The following is an 18,242-nucleotide window of genomic DNA, read 5'->3' on the forward strand; positions in this document are numbered from 1 at the left end:
TCCGGGCCGCGACCGACAAGCGCCGATACGTAAAAATGCCGTAAATGCCCTTTGCTGCCGTCCATCGACTGCTTATGGTTCACCCTCCTTCAAAAGTGATCGCGTTTTCATGACCAATCTCGCTTCCAGGGCCGGGTCCGGCCGCCGTTGGCTGTTCGTTCTGGCCGCCCTTGCCGTGGCTGCATTGCTGGCCTGGTGGCTGTGGCCCAGCGGGGGCGGAGAAGGGGCCGGCAACCGACCGGGCGCCCCCGGCGGGCGTCCCGGTTTCGGCGCCTTCGGCGGGCCGGTGCCGGTGCGTGTGGAGGCGGTGCGGCAGGGCGACTTCCCGGTCTACCACAAGGCTCTCGGCACGGTGACGCCGCTGAACACGGTGAGCGTGCGCAGCCGCGTCGGCGGCGAGCTGATGGAGGTGCTGTTCGAGGAAGGCCAGCGGGTCGACGCCGGCCAGCTGCTGGCGATCATCGACCCGCGCCCCTACCGGGTGGCGCTGCAGCAGGCCGAGGGCGCGCTGGCGCAGAGCCGCGCCCAGTTGCGCAACGCCAAGGTCGACCTGGAGCGCTACAAGGGCCTGTATGCCGAGGACAGCATCGCCAAGCAGACCCTCGACACCCAACAGGCGCTGGTGGCGCAGTACGAAGGCACCGTGGCGACCAATCAGGCGGCGGTCAACGAGGCGCGCCTGAACCTCGAATTCACCCAGATCAAGTCGCCGATCGCCGGCCGCCTCGGCCTGCGCCAGCTGGACGTCGGCAACCTGGTCACGGCCAACGCCGAGACGCCGCTGGTGGTGATCACCCAGACCCAGCCGATGGCCATCGCCTTCACCCTGCCCGAGGCCGACCTGCCGCTGGTGGTGTCGCGCTTCCGCCAGGGCAACCCGCTCGGCGTGCAGGCCTGGGACCGCGGCGAGCGCGTGCTGTACGGCGAGGGCGTGCTGGAGAGCCTGGACAACCAGATCGACACCGCCACTGGCACGCTGCGCTTCAAGGCCCGTTTCGACAACGAGGCGGAAATGCTCATTCCCAACCAGTTCGTCAACATCCGCCTGCGCGCCCAGGTGCTCGAAGGCGCCACGCTCGCGCCTTCGGCGGCGGTGCAGTTCGGCACCCGCGGCACCTTCGTCTACGTGGTCAAGGAAGACAACAAGGTTGAACTGCGCAGCATCACCACCGGCCCCAGCGACGGCGCGGTGACCGTGGTGGAGGACGGCCTCGCGCCCGGCGAACGGGTGGTGCTGGAGGGGACCGATCGTCTGCGTGACGGCGCCGAGGTCGAGGTGGTGGACAACCTGGCGACCGACGAAACGGCGGCCGACAATCCGGTAGTGGGCGGCAAGAGCGGCGAGCGCCCGGCCCGATGAACCTGTCGCGCCCCTTCATCCTGCGCCCGGTGGCGACCACCCTGAGCATGGTCGCCATCCTGCTCGCCGGCCTGATCGCCTACCGGCTGCTGCCGGTCTCGGCCCTGCCACAGGTGGATTACCCCACCATCCGCGTGCTGACCCTCTATCCGGGCGCCAGCCCCGAGGTCATGACCAGCGCCGTCACCGCGCCGCTGGAGCGCCAGTTCGGGCAGATGCCCGGCCTGGTGCAGATGGCCTCGACCAGCTCCGGCGGCGCCTCGGTCATCACCCTGCGCTTCTCCCTCGAGGTCAAGCTCGACGTGGCCGAGCAGGAGGTGCAGGCGGCGATCAACGCCGCGACCAACCTGCTGCCCAACGACCTGCCGGCCCCACCGGTGTACAACAAGGTCAACCCCGCCGACACGCCGGTGCTGACCCTCGCCATCACCTCCGAAACCCTGCGCCTGCCGCAGTTGCACGACCTGGTCGACACGCGCATGGCGCAGAAGCTGTCGCAGATCAGCGGCGTCGGCATGGTCAGCATTGCCGGCGGCCAGCGTCCGGCCGTGCGCATTCAGGTCGATCCGCAGGCGCTGGCGGCGCACAACCTGTCCATGGCCGACGTGCGCACGCTGATCGGCAACGCCAACGTCAACCAGCCGAAGGGCAATTTCGACGGCCCGACGAGGGTGTCGATGCTCGACGCCAACGACCAGCTGCGCTCGCCCGAGGAATATGCCGAACTGATCCTCGCCTACGAGAACGGTGCGGCACTGCGGCTCAAGGACGTCGCGACCATCATCGCCGGCGCGGAGAACGACCGGCTCGCCGCCTGGGCCGACGAGAGCCAGGCGGTGCTGATCAACATCCAGCGCCAGCCGGGCGCCAACGTCATCGAGGTGGTGGAACGTATCCAGGCGCTGCTGCCGGAGATCACCGCCAGCATGCCGGCGGGGCTCGACGTGACCGTGCTCACCGACCGCACCCAGACCATCCGCGCGGCGATCACCGACGTGCAGCACGAGCTGCTGCTCGCCGTGGCGCTGGTGGTCATGGTCACCTTCGTGTTCCTCAAGCGCCTGTCGGCCACCATCATTCCGTCGATTGCCGTTCCGCTGTCGCTGATCGGCACCTTCGCGGTGATGCACCTGGCCGGCTTCTCGCTGAACAACCTGACGCTGATGGCGCTGACCATCGCCACCGGCTTCGTGGTGGACGACGCCATCGTCATGCTGGAGAACATCGCCCGCCATCTGGAGGAGGGCGAGACGCCCCTGCAGGCGGCGCTCAAGGGCGCGCGGCAGATCGGCTTCACCCTGTTGTCGCTGACCTTCTCGCTGATCGCCGTGCTGATCCCGCTGCTGTTCATGCAGGACGTGGTCGGCCGGCTGTTCCGCGAGTTCGCCATCACCCTGGCGGTGGCCATCCTCATCTCGCTGGTGGTGTCGCTGACGCTGACGCCGATGATGTGCGCCAAGCTGCTGCGCCGCGAGACCGAGGAAAGCCGGGCCGACTGGGTCGAGCGGCTGATAGGCGGTTACGGGCGCTGGCTCGGCTGGGTGCTCGGCCACCAGACCCTGACGCTGCTGGTCGCAGTGGCCACGCTGGGCCTGACCGTGCTGCTCTACCTGGCGGTGCCCAAGGGCTTCTTTCCGGTGCAGGACACCGGCGTGATCCAGGGCATCAGCGAGGCGCCGCAGAGCATCTCGTTCGAAGCCATGAGCGAGCGCCAGCAGGCGCTGGCCAAGGTGGTGCTGGCCGATCCCGCGGTGGCCAGCCTGTCCTCCTACATCGGCGTCGACGGCGACAACGTGACGCTCAACAGCGGCCGCATGCTGATCAACCTGGTGCCGCACGGCGAGCGCGACCTGACCGCCGCCGAGGTGATCGAACGCCTGCGGCCCGAGCTGGCCCGGGTGATGGGCATCCAGCTGTACCTGCAGCCGGTGCAGGACCTCTCCATCGAGGACCGGGTCAGCCGCACGCAGTATCAGGTGAGCCTGGAATCGCCGGACGGCGAGCTGCTGGAGACCTGGACGCCGCGCCTGGTGGAGGCGCTGCGCGAGCGGCCCGAGCTCAGCGACGTGACCAGCGACCTGCAGAGCGAGGGTCTGCAGGTCTACCTGGACATCGACCGCGACGCCGCCGCGCGGCTGGGCATCCAGGTCGGCGACATCACCGACGCGCTCTACGACGCCTTCGGCCAGCGGCAGATCTCCACCATCTTCACCCAGGCCAGCCAGTACCGCGTGGTGCTGGAGGCCGCGCAGGGCAACCAGCTTGGTCCGCAGGCGCTCGACCAGCTGTTCGTCGCCAGCGCCGACGGCGCGCCGGTGCGGCTATCGAGCCTGGCGCGCATCTCGCAGGGCGCGGCGCCACTGCTGATCAACCACATCGGCCAGTTCCCGGCGGTCACCCTGTCGTTCAACCTGGCACCGGGCGTATCGCTGGGCGAGGCGGTGGCGGTGATCGAGGAGACCGAACGGGCGATCGAGATGCCGGCCGGGATCCAGACCCACTTCCAGGGCGCCGCCGAAGCCTTCCGCGCGTCCCTGTCGAGCACGCTGCTGCTGATCCTCGCCGCGGTGGTGACCATGTACATCGTGCTCGGGGTGCTCTACGAGAGCTACATCCACCCGATCACCATCCTCTCGACGCTGCCCTCGGCGGCGGTGGGCGCGCTGCTCGCGCTGCTGCTGACCGGCAACGACCTGGGACTGATCGCGGTGATCGGCATCATCCTGCTGATCGGCATCGTCAAGAAGAACGCGATCATGATGATCGACTTCGCCCTGGATGCCGAACGCAACCAGGGGCTGGCGCCGCGCGACGCCATCTACCAGGCCGCGCTGCTGCGCTTCCGGCCGATCCTGATGACCACCCTGGCGGCGCTGTTCGGCGCCATCCCGCTGATGCTCGCCAGCGGCTCGGGCGCCGAGCTGCGCCAGCCGCTGGGCCTGGTGCTGGTGGGCGGCCTGCTGGTCAGCCAGCTGCTGACGCTGTTCACCACCCCGGTGATCTATCTGTTCTTCGACCGGCTCGGCAATCGCTTCGCCCGGCGGGACGAGGCGGGGCAGGAGGCGCAGGCATGAGCGCTTCGAAAAAGCGCTGGAGGCTGGAGGCTGAACGCAAAAGCGGCTCCTCGGCTCTTCGTACAGCCTCCAGCCTCCAGCCTCCAGCGGCTGTTGCCCGATGAACCTTTCCGCCCCCTTCATCGCCCGCCCGGTGGCGACCATGCTGCTGAGCGCCGCGATCGTGCTGCTGGGCCTGCTGGCGTTTCGTCTGCTGCCGGTCTCGCCGTTGCCGAACATGGATTTCCCGGTCATCACCGTGCAGGCCAACCTGCCGGGCGCGAGCCCGCAGATCATGGCGTCGAGCGTCGCCACGCCGCTGGAGCGGGCGCTCGGCACCATCGCCGGGGTCGACCAGATGACCAGCCGCAGCAGCCAGGGCAACACCCGGATCATCATCCAGTTCAGCCTCGACCGTGACATCAACGGCGCCGCGCGGGACGTCCAGGCGGCGATCAACGCCGCGCGCAACCTGCTGCCCAGCGGCATGCGCTCGATGCCCAGCTACCGCAAGATCAACCCGTCGCAGGCGCCGATCATGGTGCTATCGCTGACCTCCAGGGTGCTCGACAAGGGCCAGCTCTACGACGTGGCCTCCACCATCCTGGCGCAGAAGCTGTCGCAGGTGCCCGGCGTCGGCGAGGTGCAGGTCGGCGGCAGCTCGCTGCCGGCCGTGCGGGTCGAGCTGCAGCCGCAGCAGCTGGAGCAGTACGGTGTGTCGCTGGACGACGTGCGCCGTACCATCGCCGAAGCCAACGTGCGCCGGCCGAAGGGCTCGGTGGAGGACGGCCAGCGACACTGGCAGGTCCGCGCCAACGACCAGCTCCACGAGGCCGCCGACTACACCCCGCTGATCATCCGCCACCAGGACGGCGCCACGCTGCGCCTGGGCGACGTAGCGCGGGTGAGCGACGCGGTGGAGGACCGCTACAACGCCGGCTTCTTCAACAACGAACAGGCGGTGCTGCTGGTCATCAACCGTCAGGCCGGCGCCAACATCATCGAGACCATCGAGGGTATCCGTGCCGAGCTGCCGTCGCTGCAGGCGGTGATCCCGGCGAGCGTCGAGCTGAACGTGGCGATGGACCGTTCGCCGGTGATCCGCGCCACGCTGCACGAGGCCGAGCGCACGCTGCTGATCGCGATCGGCCTGGTCATCGTGCTGGTGTTCCTGTTCCTCGGCCGCGTGCGCACCGCGCTGATTCCGGCGCTGGCGGTGCCGGTCTCGCTGGTCGGCACCTTCGCGGTGATGTACCTGTTCGGCTTCTCGCTCAACGTGCTGTCGCTGATGGCGCTGATCCTGGCCACCGGCCTGGTGGTGGACGACGCCATCGTGGTGCTGGAGAACATCGCCCGGCACATCGACGAGGGCGTGCCGCCGCTGCAGGCGGCTTACCGCGGGACCCGCGAGGTCGGCTTCACGCTGCTGTCGATGAACCTGTCGCTGGTGGCGGTGTTCATCTCGATCCTGTTCATGGGCGGCATCGTCGAGCGGCTGTTCCGCGAGTTTTCGATCACCCTGGCGGCAGCCATCCTGGTGTCGCTGCTGGTCTCGCTGACGCTCACCCCGATGCTCTGCGCGCGCTGGCTGAAATCGCACCAGGCGCAGCCGGAAAGCCGCCTGCACCGGCTCAGCCATCGCGGGCACCAGTGGCTGCTGGAGCGCTACGACCGCTCGCTGTCCTGGGCGCTGCGCCACAGGCGCCTGACCCTGTTCGGCCTGCTGGCGACCATCGCGCTGAACGTCGTGCTCTACGTCCAGGTGCCGAAGACCTTTCTGCCGCAGCAGGACACCGGCCAGCTGACCGGCTTCATCCGCGGCGACGACGGCCTCTCCTTCGCGGTCATGCAGCCGAAGATGGAAATCTACCGCCAGGCGGTGCTCGCCGATCCGGCGGTGGAAAGCGTCGCCGGCTTCGTCGGCGGGCAGGGCGGCATCAACAACGCCTTCATGATCGTACGGCTCAAGCCGCTGGCCGAGCGGCGCCTGTCCGCGCAGCAGGTGATCGAGCGGATCCGGGTCAACCAGCCGAAGGTGGCCGGCGGCCGGCTGTTCCTGATGGCCGACCAGGACCTGCAGTTCGGCGGCGGCCGCCAGAGCAGTTCCGCCTATGCCTACACCTTGCTCTCCGGCGACCTGGACGCGCTGCGGACCTGGACGCCTCGGGTGACGCGCGCGCTGATGGCGCTGCCGGAGCTGACCAGCATCGATGCCAACGAGGGCGAGGGCGCCCAGCAGGTGCTGCTGCAGGTCGACCGCGACGCCGCGCAGCGGCTGGGCATCGACATGAGCACGGTCACCACGCTGCTCAACAACGCCTTCAGCCAGCGTCAGATATCCACCATCTACGAGCAGTTGAACCAGTACCAGGTGGTGATGGAGATCGACCCCAGCTACGCCGAATACCCCGAGGTGCTGCAGCAGATCCATGTGGTGACCAGCGATGGCCGCCGGGTGCCGCTGTCGGCCTTCGCCCACTACGAACGCAGCCTGGAGGAGGATCGCGTCCAGCACGAAGGCCAGTTCGCCGCGGAGAACATCGACTTCGACCTGGCGCCAGGCGTGACGCTGGAGCAGGCGACCGTGGCGATCGAGCGCGCGGTGGCGGCCATCGGCCTGCCGACCGACGTGCAGGGGCGGCTCGGCGGCACCGGCAGCGCCTTCCAGCAGACGCAGGAAGCCCAGCCGCTGATGATCCTCGGGGCCTTGCTGCTGGTGTACATCGTGCTCGGGATACTCTACGAGAGCTACGTCCACCCGCTGACGATCCTCTCCACGCTGCCGTCGGCCGGCGTCGGCGCGCTGCTGGCGATCATCCTCACCGGCGGCCAGTTCAGCCTCATTTCGCTGCTCGGGCTGTTCCTGCTGATCGGCATCGTCAAGAAGAACGCCATCCTGATGATCGACCTGGCGCTGCAGTTCGAGCGGCAGGACGGGCTGGCGCCCGGCGACTCGATCCACCGCGCCTGCCTGCTGCGCCTGCGGCCGATCCTGATGACCACGCTGGCGGCCATCCTTGGTGCCTTGCCGCTGCTGTTCGGCACCGGCGAGGGCAGCGAGATGCGCCGGCCGCTGGGCCTGGCCATCATCGGCGGCCTGCTGCTGAGCCAGGTGCTGACGCTGTACACCACGCCGGTGGTCTACCTGTATTTCGACAACCTGCGGCATCGCTTCAACCGCTGGCGCGGTGTGCGCAGCGATGCCGCCCTGGAAAACCCGCTATGAGTCCGATGCACCCGTTCCCTTCGCCGTTGCGCCCCGTGGCGCTGGTGCTGTTCGCGCTGTCGCTCGGCGCCTGTACCCTCGGCCCGAACTACCAGCGGCCGGATCTTCCGGTCGCCGCCGAATTCAGGGAAGCCGAGGGCTGGAAGGCCGCCGCGCCGCGCGACGCCATCGAGCGCGGCGAATGGTGGCTGCTCTACGGCGACGAGGAGCTGTCGGCCCTGGTCGGACGGCTGAACCTGTCCAACCAGGACCTCGCTGCGGCCGAGGCGCGCTACCGGCAGGCCCGCGCGCTGATCCGCAGTGCCCGCGCGCAGTTGTTCCCGGGCGTGTCGGCCAGCGCCGGGGCGACGCGCTCCGGGCAGGGGCGCTCGAGCACCTCGGTCAGTGGCGGCGGAGTCGGCGAAAGCTACGAAGCGGGGGTCAGCGCCAGCTGGGAACTGGATCTCTGGGGCCGCCTGCGCCGGACCCTGGAAGCCAACCGCGCGAACGCCGAGGCCAGCGCCGCCGAGCTGGCCGCGGTGCGCCTGAGCCTGCAGGCCGAGCTGGTGGAGACCTACTTGCAGTTGCGCGTGCTGGATGAGCAGCGGCGCCTGCTCGCGGCCACGGTGGAGGCCTACGAGCGCTCCCTGCGGCTGACCGAGAACCAGTACCGCGCCGGCATCGCGCCGCGCTCGGACGTCACCCAGGCCCAGGCGCAGCTCAAGGGCGCGCAGGCCCAGGCGATCGACCTCGCCTGGCAGCGTGCCCAGTTCGAGCATGCCATCGCGGTGCTGGTCGGCGTGCCCCCGGCCCAGTTGCAGATCGCCGTCCGCGACAGTGTTCCGGACCTGCCGGCGGTGCCCCTGGCGCTGCCGAGCGAACTGCTCGAACGGCGCCCGGACATCGCTTCGGTGGAGCGCCAGGTCATCGCCGCCAACGCGCTGATCGGCGCCGCCGAGGCGGCCTGGTATCCGGACCTGGTGCTCTCGGCCAGCGGCGGCTACCAGAACAGCTCGTTGAACGACCTGTTCAGCGTGCCCAACCGCTTCTGGTCGCTGGGGCCGCAGATGGCCCTGACCCTGCTCGATTTCGGCTCGCGCCGGGCCGAGCTGGAGCGCGTCGAGGCCACCTACGACGAGACGGTCGCGCTCTATCGCCAGACCGTGCTGGAAGCCTTCCGCGAGGTGGAGGACTACCTGGTGCAACTGCGCGTGCTCGACGAGGAAGCCGTGGTGCAGCAGGAGGCGCTGGACGCCGCCCGCGAATCCCTGCGGCTGATCGAGAACCAGTACCGCGCCGGCGTCGTCGACTTCCTCAGCGTCGCCACCCTGCAGACCAACGCGCTGAATACCGAACGCACCCGCCTGCTGCTGCTGGGCGACCAGCTGACCGCCAGCGTGCGCCTGATCGCCGCGCTCGGGGGCGGCTGGAGCACCGCCGAGCTGCCGCGCTTCGGCGAAGGCGAGGAGCGCTGACCCGGAACCGGAAAAAAGCCAGGCGGTGGCCGGGACGTCGTCACTTGGCTGAGGACGTCCCGGGAAACCTTTGACCTACGGTAGGCCTGCATTCGCCGCGAGGGCGCGCCTCCCACAGGGCTCGCTGGGTACCGACCTCCGGGTGAGGTGGAGCCTTGCAGGTGTGGCAGCGACCTGCGCACTACGAGAGAGCATCCCATACAGGCGGGGCCAGACCTCGGGACGTAGGAGCGACCCTGGACGCGAACGGGCCTGGCAGCGGAAGGGGGCGTTCGCGGTTCCCGCCCCGAGGTCACGCCCATCGGCTGCGTGGCCCGCACCGGCGAGGTGACACGGCATGCGCGCCGCCCCGGAACGCGTCACAACCGTAAGGACGGGATAACGAAAAACCCGAGGCCAGGAGACTGGCCTCGGGTTTCGGGGAAGCCCGGCGACGCCCCCATCGAGGCGAGGCCCGCTTTCTGCCTGCCGCGCAGCGCCTCAGTTGGCCTGGCGGTGCTTGCGGTTGACGGTCTGGGCGGCGTGGATGATGTCGGCGCCGATGATCGGCTCGAACTGCTCCCACACCGGGCGCATCGCCTCGCGCCAGGCCTGGCGCTGCTCGTAGGTGAGGCTGATGATCTGCGAGGTGCCGGCCTGGCGGATGCGCTCGCGATCGGCCTGGTTCAGGGCCTCGGCTTCCTGGTTAACCATGTAGGTCACCTCGTCGATGATGCTTTCCAGCTCGACTCGGGTGCGATGGGGGATGCCATACCAGAAGCGCTTGTTGGCGATCAGCATGTAGTCCACCACCCCGTGGTTGGTCTCGGTGATGTACGGCTGAACGGTGTGCGCGTTCTGGCTGTAGAGATTGGACCAGGGGTTTTCGGCGCCCTGTACCATGCCGTCCCTGAGCGCGCCGAACATCTGGCTGAACGGCAGTTTCTGGGTCTGTGCGCCCAGTTGTCCGAACTGCGCCTCGAGCACCGCCGAGGGCTGGATGCGGAAGGCCAGGCCGGTAGCGTCGCTGGGCAACTGCAGCGCGCGCGTCGCCGAGAGCTGCTTCATGCCGTTGTGCCAGTAGGCCAGGCCGGTGATGTTGTGATCCTCCATCGAGCGCAGCAACTGGCGGCCCTTGGAGCGTTGCTGAAAGCGGTTGACCGCGTCGAGGTCGTCGAACAGGAAGGGCAGGTCGAACACCTGCACCTGCTTGGTGTACTTCTCGAACTTGGCCAGCGAGGGCGCCAGCATCTGCACCTTGTCGTCCAGCAGGGCCTGGAGCTCGTCGGCGTCGCCGTACAGCGTGGAGTTGGGATAGACCTCGACCTTCACTTCGCCGCCGAGGCGTTCCTCGACCAGGCGCTTGAACATCAGCGCCCCCTTGCCCTTGGGCGTGTCGTCGGCGACCACGTGGGAAAACTTGATGACGATGGGTTCGGCACGCAGTGGTGCGCTGATCAGCGCCAGCGCGCAGGACGCGGCGAGCAGAATCGGCTTGATCATCTGAAAAGTCCCTTTCTTTTTTTCTTGGCGGGTTGGCAGAGGCCCTCGACGGGCCGAACGAGCGTTCAATCAGGCTTATGCCAAAACACAGGCGCCAACAAAAGCACTTTTTAGCGAGTTCCGCGGCCTCCGCCACAAGAACAGAACTCGATCACACTCTGCGGGCGTTGGATGACGGAAACGTGGCGGCGCACGCATGTGGACTGTGCATGCGTGCGCCGCCGCCCCTGCTCAGGCGGCGTCGCCCTCGACACCCAGGCCGCCGCCCAGGGCCTTGTAGATGGCGACGATGCCGCGGTAGAGCGCCACCTCCGCCTGCGCCTGGGCATCCTCGGCGGCGAGGCGTTCGCGCTCCGCGTCGAGCAGCACCAGATAGTCCACCGAACCTTCGCGGTAGCGGATGCTGGCCTGTTCGGCGGCGGCGCGGCTGGCTTCCGATTGCCGGATCAGCGCCTGCAGGCGCTGCTGGGTCTTGGCGTAGTCGCTGAAGGCGTTTTCGGTTTCCTCCAGGGCGATCAGCACCTGCTGCTCGTAGCCGGCCAGCGCGGCGTCGGCGCCGGCTTCCGACTGGCGCAGGCGGGCGCGCACGCTGCCGAGGTCGAACGCCGGCCAGAACAGCGTCGGTGCCACGCCCCAGGCGCGCGACGCGCTGGAGCCGATCTGCGAGCCACGCCCGGCGGTGAAGCCGAGGAAGCCGGCCAGGCTCACGCGCGGGAACAGGTCGGCGGTGGCGACGCCTACTTCGGCGGTCGCCGCGGCGAGCTGGCGTTCGGCCGCGCGGACGTCCGGGCGCCGGCGCAGCAGGTCGGCCGGATCGCCCACCGACAGCGCCTTGGCGATCGCCGGCAGGGCTTGCGGCGAGAGGTCCACGCTCAGCCCCTCCGGACGCTGGCCCAGCAGCGTGGCGATGCGATTGCGTGCACGCACCTGTTCGGCTTCGAGCAGTGGCAAGGTCGCTTCGGTGGCAGCCAGGCGGGCGTCGGCGCGCATCAGGTCGAGATCGGAGCCGATGCCGGCATCACGCAGTTCGAGGGTCAGCGCGCGGGATTCGCGCTGGTTCTCCAGGTCGGCGCGGGCGATGCGCTCGCGCAGCTGGGCGCCGCGCAGCAGGCCGTAGGCGTCGACCAGTTCGGCGATCAGGCTGACCTGGACGTCGTCGAGTAGCGCGCTGGCCTCCTCAATGCGCGCCTCGCTCGATTCGATTTCGCGCTGGATGCGGCCGAACAGGTCGAGTTCCCAGGCCATGTCCAGGCCGAGGTCGTAGCGCTCGCTGTTGACGCGGCGCTCGGTGAGGCCCGGCTGCGGCCCCTTGCCGATCTCGGCGCTGGCGCGGCTGCCGACCACCGGGAAGCGGTCGTTGGCCAGGTCGTCGCGCAGTGCCCGGGCCGCGCGCAGGCGGGCGAAGGCGATGCGCAGCTCGTGGTTGTCCTGCAGCGCCGTGCCGACCAGCCGTTCCAGCGTCGGATCGTCGAACTGGCGCCACCAGGCCTGCTCGAAGCGGGTGCGGTCGAGCGCCACCGCGGCGGCCTGGGTCAGGCGCGCCGGCTCGGTCTGCGGCGCACGGTAGTCCGGCCCGACCGCGCAGGCGGAGACGGCGAGGGCGAGCAGGGCGGGTACGACGGGCTTCATGCTTGGATCTCCTTGAGGCGAACGGCCTTGCGGGCCTCGCGCCCTTCCACGAAGGCGCGAATGAGCACATAGAACACCGGGGTCAGCAGCAGGCCGAAGAAGGTCACGCCGATCATCCCGCTGAACACCGCGACGCCCATCGCGTGGCGCATTTCCGCACCGGCGCCGGAGGACAGCACCAGCGGCACCACGCCCATGATGAAGGCGAAGCTGGTCATCAGGATCGGCCGCAACCGCAGGCGGCAGGCTTCCAGCACCGCGGCGAGGCGGTCGAGGCCTTCCTCCTGCTTGTCCTTGGCGAACTCGACGATGAGGATGGCGTTCTTGCACGCCAGGCCCACCAGCACGATCAGGCCGATCTGGGTGAAGATGTTGTTGTCGCTGCCGGCGATGATCACGCCGGTGATGGCCGACAGCAGCGTCATCGGCACGATCAGGATCACCGCCAGCGGCAGGCTCCAGCTCTCGTACTGCGCGGCGAGCACCAGGAAGGCCAGCAGCACGCAGAGCGGGAAGACGAAAATCGCGGTGTTGCCGGCGAGGATCTGCTGGTAGGTCAGCTCGGTCCATTCGTAGCTCATGCCGTTCGGCAGCTCGGCCTCGAGCAGGCGCGCCATCGCTGCCTCGGCCTGGCCGGAGCTGTAGCCCGGTGCCGGCGCGCCGTTGATCTCGGCGGTGATGAAGCCGTTGTAGTGCATCACCCGGTCGGGGCCGGCGGTGTCGCCGATCTTCACGAAGGTCGACAGCGGGACCATCTCGCCGCGGTTGTTGCGTACCTTCAACTGCCCGATCTGCTCGGCTTCCAGGCGGAACTGCTGGTCAGCCTGGACGTTGACCTGGTAGGTGCGGCCGAAACGGTTGAAGTCGTTGGCGTACAGCGAGCCCAGATAGATCTGCAGGGTGTCGAAGATGTCGTCGATGGCCACGCCGTGGGTCTTGGCCTTTTCCCGGTCGATGGCGGCATCGATCTGCGGCACGTTCACCTGGTAGCTGGTGAACAGCCCGGCCAGCTCCGGCACGTTCTGGCTCTTGGCGATGATGTTCTGGGTCTGCGCGTACAGCTCCTCGTAGCCCAGGTTGCCGCGGTCCTGGACCTGCACGCGGAAGCCGCCGATGGTGCCCAGCCCCATGACCGGGGGCGGCGGGAAGATCGCGATGAAGGCTTCCTGGATGCCGCCGAACTGCTGCTGCAGGGCGCCGGCGATGGCGTTGGCCGACAGCGACGGGTCCTGGCGCTGCTCGAACGGGTCGAGGGTGACGAAGACGATGCCGCTGTTCGGGCTGTTGGTGAAGCCGTTGATCGACAGGCCGGGGAAGGCCACGGTGCTTTCCACGCCGGGGTGCTTCATGGCGATGTCGGACATCCGCCGGATGACGTCCTCGCTGCGGTCGAGGGTCGCCGCGTCGGGCAGTTGGGCGAAGGCCACCAGGTACTGCTTGTCCTGGCCGGGAACGAAGCCGGTCGGGGTGCTGGAGAAGCCCAGGTAGGTCAGGCCCAGCAGCCCGGCATAAACCAGCAGGGCGATCGAGCTCAACCGCAGGACCCTGCGTACGGCACCGACGTAGCCGTGGCTGGCGCGGTCGAACACACGGTTGAAGGGGCCGAACAGCCAGCCGCCGAAGAGCTTGTCGAGCAGGCGGGAAAAGCGGTCCTTCGGCTCGTCGTGGCCCTTGAGCAGGACGGCGGCGAGGGCCGGCGACAGCGTCAGCGAGTTGAACGCGGAGATCACCGTGGAAATCGCCACGGTCAGCGCGAACTGCTGGTAGAACTGCCCGGTCAGACCGGAAATGAAGGCGGTCGGCACGAACACCGCGCACAGCACCAGGGCGATGGCGATGATCGGCCCGGTGACCTCCTTCATGGCCTGGCGGGCGGCCTGCACCGGTGTCTCGCCAAGGCCGATGTGGCGTTCGACGTTCTCCACCACGACGATGGCGTCGTCCACAACGATGCCGATCGCCAGCACCAGGCCGAACAGCGACAGCGCGTTGAGCGAGAAGCCGAACATGTGCATCACCGCGAAGGTGCCGATCAGTGAAACCGGCACCGCCGCCAGCGGGATGATCGAGGCGCGCCAGGTCTGCAGGAACAGGATCACCACCAGCACCACCAGCACGATGGCTTCCAGCAGGGTGTGCACCACCGCCTCGATCGAACCGCGCACGAACACCGTCGGGTCATAGACGATGGAATAGTCCACCCCCTGCGGGAAGGTCTGCTTCAGCTCGGCCATGCGCGCGCGCACCAGGTCGGAAATCTCGATGGCGTTGGAGCCCGGGCGCTGGAAGATCGGGATGGCCACCGCCGGCTTGTTGTCCAGCAGCGAGCGCAGCGCGTACTGGCTGGAGCCGAGTTCGACGCGGGCGATGTCGCGCAGGCGGGTGATGGCGCCGTCCGCCTCGGCGCGCACGATGATGTTCTCGAACTCTTCCTCGGTGACCAGCCGGCCCTGGGTGTTGATCGACAGCTGGAAGCTGTTGCCGCCGTCCACCGGCGGTGCGCCGAGCGCGCCGGCGGCGACCTGGCGGTTCTGCTCGCGGATGGCGTTGACCACGTCGGTGGCGGTCAGGTTGCGCGAGGCGACCTTGTTCGGATCCAGCCAGACGCGCAGCGAATAGTCGCCGAGGCCGAACAGTTGCACGTCGCCGACGCCTTCGAGCCGCGCCAGCTCGTCCTTGATGTTGAGCGTCGCGTAGTTCGACAGGTAGAGCATGTCGTAGCGGTCGTCGGGCGAGGTCAGGTGCACCACCATGGTCAGGTCGGGCGAGGCCTTGTCGACCGTCACGCCGATGCGCTGCACCTCGGTCGGCAGGGTCGGCATGGTGCGCGTGACCCGGTTCTGCACCTGCACCTGCGCCTTGTCCAGGTCGGTGCCGAGGGCGAAGGTGAGGGTCAGGGTCATCTTGCCGTCGGAGGTCGCCTGCGAGGACATGTAGAGCATGTTCTCGACGCCAGTGATGGCCTGCTCGAGCGGCGAGGCGACGGTTTCGCCGATGACCTTGGGGTTGGCGCCGGGGAATTCGGCGCGCACCACCACGGTCGGCGGCACGACCTCGGGGTACTCGCTGATCGGCAGCTGGAACAGCGAGATGCCGCCGGCGATCAGGATGACCAGCGAAAGCACGGCGGCGAAAATCGGCCGCTGGATGAAGAACTGGGAAAAGTTCATCGGGACATTCCTTCGTTACGGTTACGCTCGGCAAGAGGCGTCCGCTGCCCGCGCAGGGCGGGCAGGGGGAACGCTGCAGGAGTGCCTCGCGGGGAGGCGCTGGTTCAGCCGCGCGGGGACTTCTCGGGCTCGCGCTGGGCGACGTTGGTGTCGGCGGCCTCGACGGCGCGGCGCTGGCGGGCGAGGGCGGCGAGGGTGTCCTCGTCGGCCATCGGCACGGTCTGCGCCTCGACGTTCATGCCGGGGCGTACCCGCTGCAGGCCGTTGACCACGATGCGGTCACCCGGCTGCAGGCCGTTGCGTACGATGCGCAGGCCCTCGAGCTTGGGCCCGAGTTCGATGGCGCGGTAATCCAGCGTGCCGTCTTCCTTCAGGGTGAGGACGAACTTCTTGCCCAGGTCGGTGCCCACGGCGGAATCCTGGATCAGCAGGCCCTCGTAGGTCGCACTGCCGACCAGCTTCAGCCGCGCATAGAGACCGGGGGTAAACAGCCCTTCGCGGTTGTCGAACACGGCACGCCCGCGGATGGTGCCGGTACGCGGATCGACGTGGTTGTCGACGAAATTCATGCGGCCCAGGTGCGGGTGCCCGGTCTCGTCGGTCAGGCCGAGGTACACCGGCGTCTCCTGCGCGCGGCTGCCCTGGCGCGCCAGGTGCCGGTACTTGAGGTAGATGCGCTCGTCCGCTTCGAAATAGGCATAGACCTTGTCGGTGGAGACCAGGCTGGTGAGCAGCGTCTCGCCGGCGTTGACCAGGTTGCCGGCGGTCACTTCGGCGCGGCTGACCTGGCCGTCCATGGGCGCGCTGACGCGGGTGAAGGACAGGTTCAGGCGGGCCGCTTCCAGCTGGGCGGCGATCGCCGCGGTGGCGGCTCGGGCTTCCTGGGCGGCGCTGATACGCGCATCGGCCAGCTCGGCGGAGATGGCGTTGCGCTCGCGCAGGCGCTCGCCGCGTTCGGCTTCGCTGGCGGTACGACGCTGCTGCGCGCGCGCCTGGGCGAGCTGGGCTTCGAGGCGCTTGACCTCGGCCTCGAAGGGGCGCGGATCGATCTGGAACAGCAGGTCGCCCTTGCGCACGCTCGAGCCTTCCTCGAAGGCGACCCGGTCGATGTAGCCGGACACGCGCGGACGGATCTCCACCGTTTCCGGCGCTTCCAGGCGGCCGGTGACCTCGTCCCATTCCACCACCGGCTGCTGGAGGACCTGGGCGACACTGACGGTCGGGGCGGGCGGTGCGCTTTGCGCCTGCTCGGCTTCACGCCCGCAGGCGCCGAGCGCCATGGCGGCAAGAACGACGAGAGAAATACGCAAGGGCTTGAGTGACGATTCCATGTGGACTCCGCATGCCTGGGATTGGGCGACGCTGCGGAGTGTGCTCGGCGGGGGGAGCGATAACGAATCGAACGGGGCGAAGATGAATATCAGCCGGCGTGATGATAGGCATGCCTGCGGGCGGGCGGTATCGATGCGGCGATATGACGGGCGACAAGCGAGTTCGCCGGCCCGTAAAAAAGAAGCCCCGCCGAAGCGGGGCTGTACATGCGGGTCCTTGCCGTCCCTGCCGGACTCCTTGTCCGTCGTCGTTGCGCTTGGCTTCCTTGCGATCCCTGCGCATCAGCATGCGAGGGTGATTATGTAGAGGCACTGGGCCAGTGTGAATGGCTCATTGCCATCGCGTCGTGTAGGAAAATGCTTACACGAGCGTGTAGGGAGCGTCCCGTCGCGGTCACGTTATCGAGATGGTGGGCTGAAGCCCACCCTACGGCAGTATGGGGGCGTGGGTTCCGTCTTTCGGTGCGGGAAGTGCCGTCACAACACCCGACCAGCGGCCCGGCTGCAGGCAAGCCTTTAATTTCGAGAACCGATTCACGCCGTGGTGGTCGTAGGGGTACGATCCGGGCTGGCGGTCCAGGCCACTCAGAGGGCTGAGGCTGCCGCCGGTTCGCTCACCGCAGGGCAGCTGCCGTACTTAACGAAACGGACGCATGCATCAATTGGAACCCTTCATTCAAGGACTCACATGATCAAGAAATGCCTTTTCCCAGCGGCTGGATACGGAACCCGTTTCCTCCCGGCCACCAAGGCCATGCCCAAGGAAATGTTGCCGGTGGTGAACAAGCCCCTGATCCAGTACGGGGTGGAAGAAGCGCTGCAGGCCGGGCTCAACCAGATCGCCATCGTCACCGGGCGCGGCAAGCGCTCGCTGGAAGACCACTTCGACATCAGCTACGAACTCGAACACCAGATTCGCAACACCGACAAGGAGAAGTACCTGGTCGGTATCCGTCGCCTGATCGACGAATGCAATTTCTCCTACACCCGCCAGGTGGAAATGAAGGGCCTCGGCCACGCGATCCTCAGCGGCCGCCCGCTGATCGGCGACGAGCCCTTCGGCGTGGTGCTGGCCGACGACCTCTGTCTCCACCCGGAAGGGGACGGCGTGCTGGCGCAGATGGTCAAGCTGTACAACCAGTTCCGCTGCTCCATCGTCGCCATCCAGGAAGTGCCGCCGGAAGAGACCAGCAAGTACGGCGTGATCGCCGGCGAAATGATCCGCGACGACATTTTCCGCGTCAGCCACATGGTCGAGAAGCCCAAGCCGGAAGATGCGCCGTCGAACCTGGCGATCATCGGCCGCTACATCCTGACCCCGGATATCTTCGAGCTGATCGAGCAGACCGAACCGGGCAAGGGCGGGGAAATCCAGATCACCGACGCGCTGATGAAGCAGGCGCGCGACGGCTGCGTGCTGGCCTACAAGTTCAAGGGGCAGCGTTTCGACTGCGGAAGCGCCGAGGGCTACATCGCGGCGACCAATTTCTGCTACGAGAACTTCTACCTGACCGGCCAGGCCTTCTGAGAGCCGTCG

9 protein-coding genes are annotated in these 18,242 nt (G+C 68.1%); 5 read left to right on the plus strand and 4 right to left on the minus strand.

Annotated elements, in window-relative coordinates:
* Positions 1-109: 109 nt before the first annotated feature.
* The 4 genes from H610_RS0100330 to H610_RS0100345 all read left to right on the plus strand — a co-directional run bounded on the left by H610_RS0100330 (position 110) and on the right by H610_RS0100345 (position 9,093).
* Complete coding sequence (locus H610_RS0100330; RefSeq protein WP_028237868.1) at positions 110-1,360, plus strand: MdtA/MuxA family multidrug efflux RND transporter periplasmic adaptor subunit; 1,251 nt, start codon at positions 110-112, stop codon at positions 1,358-1,360.
* Positions 1,357-4,434, plus strand: a complete 3,078-nt coding sequence (locus H610_RS0100335) for an MdtB/MuxB family multidrug efflux RND transporter permease subunit (protein ID WP_028237869.1) — start codon at positions 1,357-1,359, stop codon at positions 4,432-4,434. Before H610_RS0100330 ends, H610_RS0100335 begins: the two co-directional genes overlap by 4 nt.
* Before the next feature lie 100 nt (positions 4,435-4,534).
* Positions 4,535-7,639: a multidrug efflux RND transporter permease subunit gene (locus H610_RS0100340; protein ID WP_028237870.1), complete on the plus strand. Its 3,105-nt coding sequence runs from the start codon at positions 4,535-4,537 to the stop codon at positions 7,637-7,639.
* Positions 7,636-9,093: an efflux transporter outer membrane subunit gene (locus H610_RS0100345; protein ID WP_028237871.1), complete on the plus strand. Its 1,458-nt coding sequence runs from the start codon at positions 7,636-7,638 to the stop codon at positions 9,091-9,093. Before H610_RS0100340 ends, H610_RS0100345 begins: the two co-directional genes overlap by 4 nt.
* A 480-nt stretch (positions 9,094-9,573) precedes the next feature.
* Here H610_RS0100345 and H610_RS0100350 read toward each other — a convergent pair whose 3' ends face one another.
* The 4 genes from H610_RS0100350 to H610_RS0100365 all read right to left on the minus strand — a co-directional run bounded on the left by H610_RS0100350 (position 9,574) and on the right by H610_RS0100365 (position 16,705).
* A complete protein-coding gene (locus tag H610_RS0100350; protein WP_043237270.1) occupies positions 9,574-10,575 on the minus strand; it encodes a TRAP transporter substrate-binding protein in 1,002 nt (333 codons plus the stop codon).
* Positions 10,576-10,806: 231 nt separating this feature from the next.
* On the minus strand, positions 10,807-12,204 hold the full coding sequence (locus H610_RS0100355) for an efflux transporter outer membrane subunit (RefSeq protein ID WP_028237873.1): 1,398 nt from the start codon (positions 12,202-12,204) through the stop codon (positions 10,807-10,809).
* Complete coding sequence (locus H610_RS0100360) at positions 12,201-15,374, minus strand: efflux RND transporter permease subunit (RefSeq protein WP_028237874.1); 3,174 nt, start codon at positions 15,372-15,374, stop codon at positions 12,201-12,203. Before H610_RS0100360 ends, H610_RS0100355 begins: the two co-directional genes overlap by 4 nt.
* 104 nt (positions 15,375-15,478) lie before the next feature.
* Positions 15,479-16,705: an efflux RND transporter periplasmic adaptor subunit gene (locus H610_RS0100365; RefSeq protein WP_028237875.1), complete on the minus strand. Its 1,227-nt coding sequence runs from the start codon at positions 16,703-16,705 to the stop codon at positions 15,479-15,481.
* A 688-nt stretch (positions 16,706-17,393) separates the two neighbouring features.
* Between H610_RS0100365 and galU the strand changes: the two genes are divergently transcribed.
* Entirely contained in the window at positions 17,394-18,233 is an 840-nt protein-coding gene (galU, locus tag H610_RS0100370) for a UTP--glucose-1-phosphate uridylyltransferase GalU (RefSeq protein WP_028237876.1), read from the plus strand.
* Positions 18,234-18,242: the final 9 nt, after the last annotated feature.

The sequence above is a fragment of the Stutzerimonas azotifigens DSM 17556 genome (genome assembly GCF_000425625.1).
GTDB lineage: Bacteria > Pseudomonadota > Gammaproteobacteria > Pseudomonadales > Pseudomonadaceae > Stutzerimonas > Stutzerimonas azotifigens.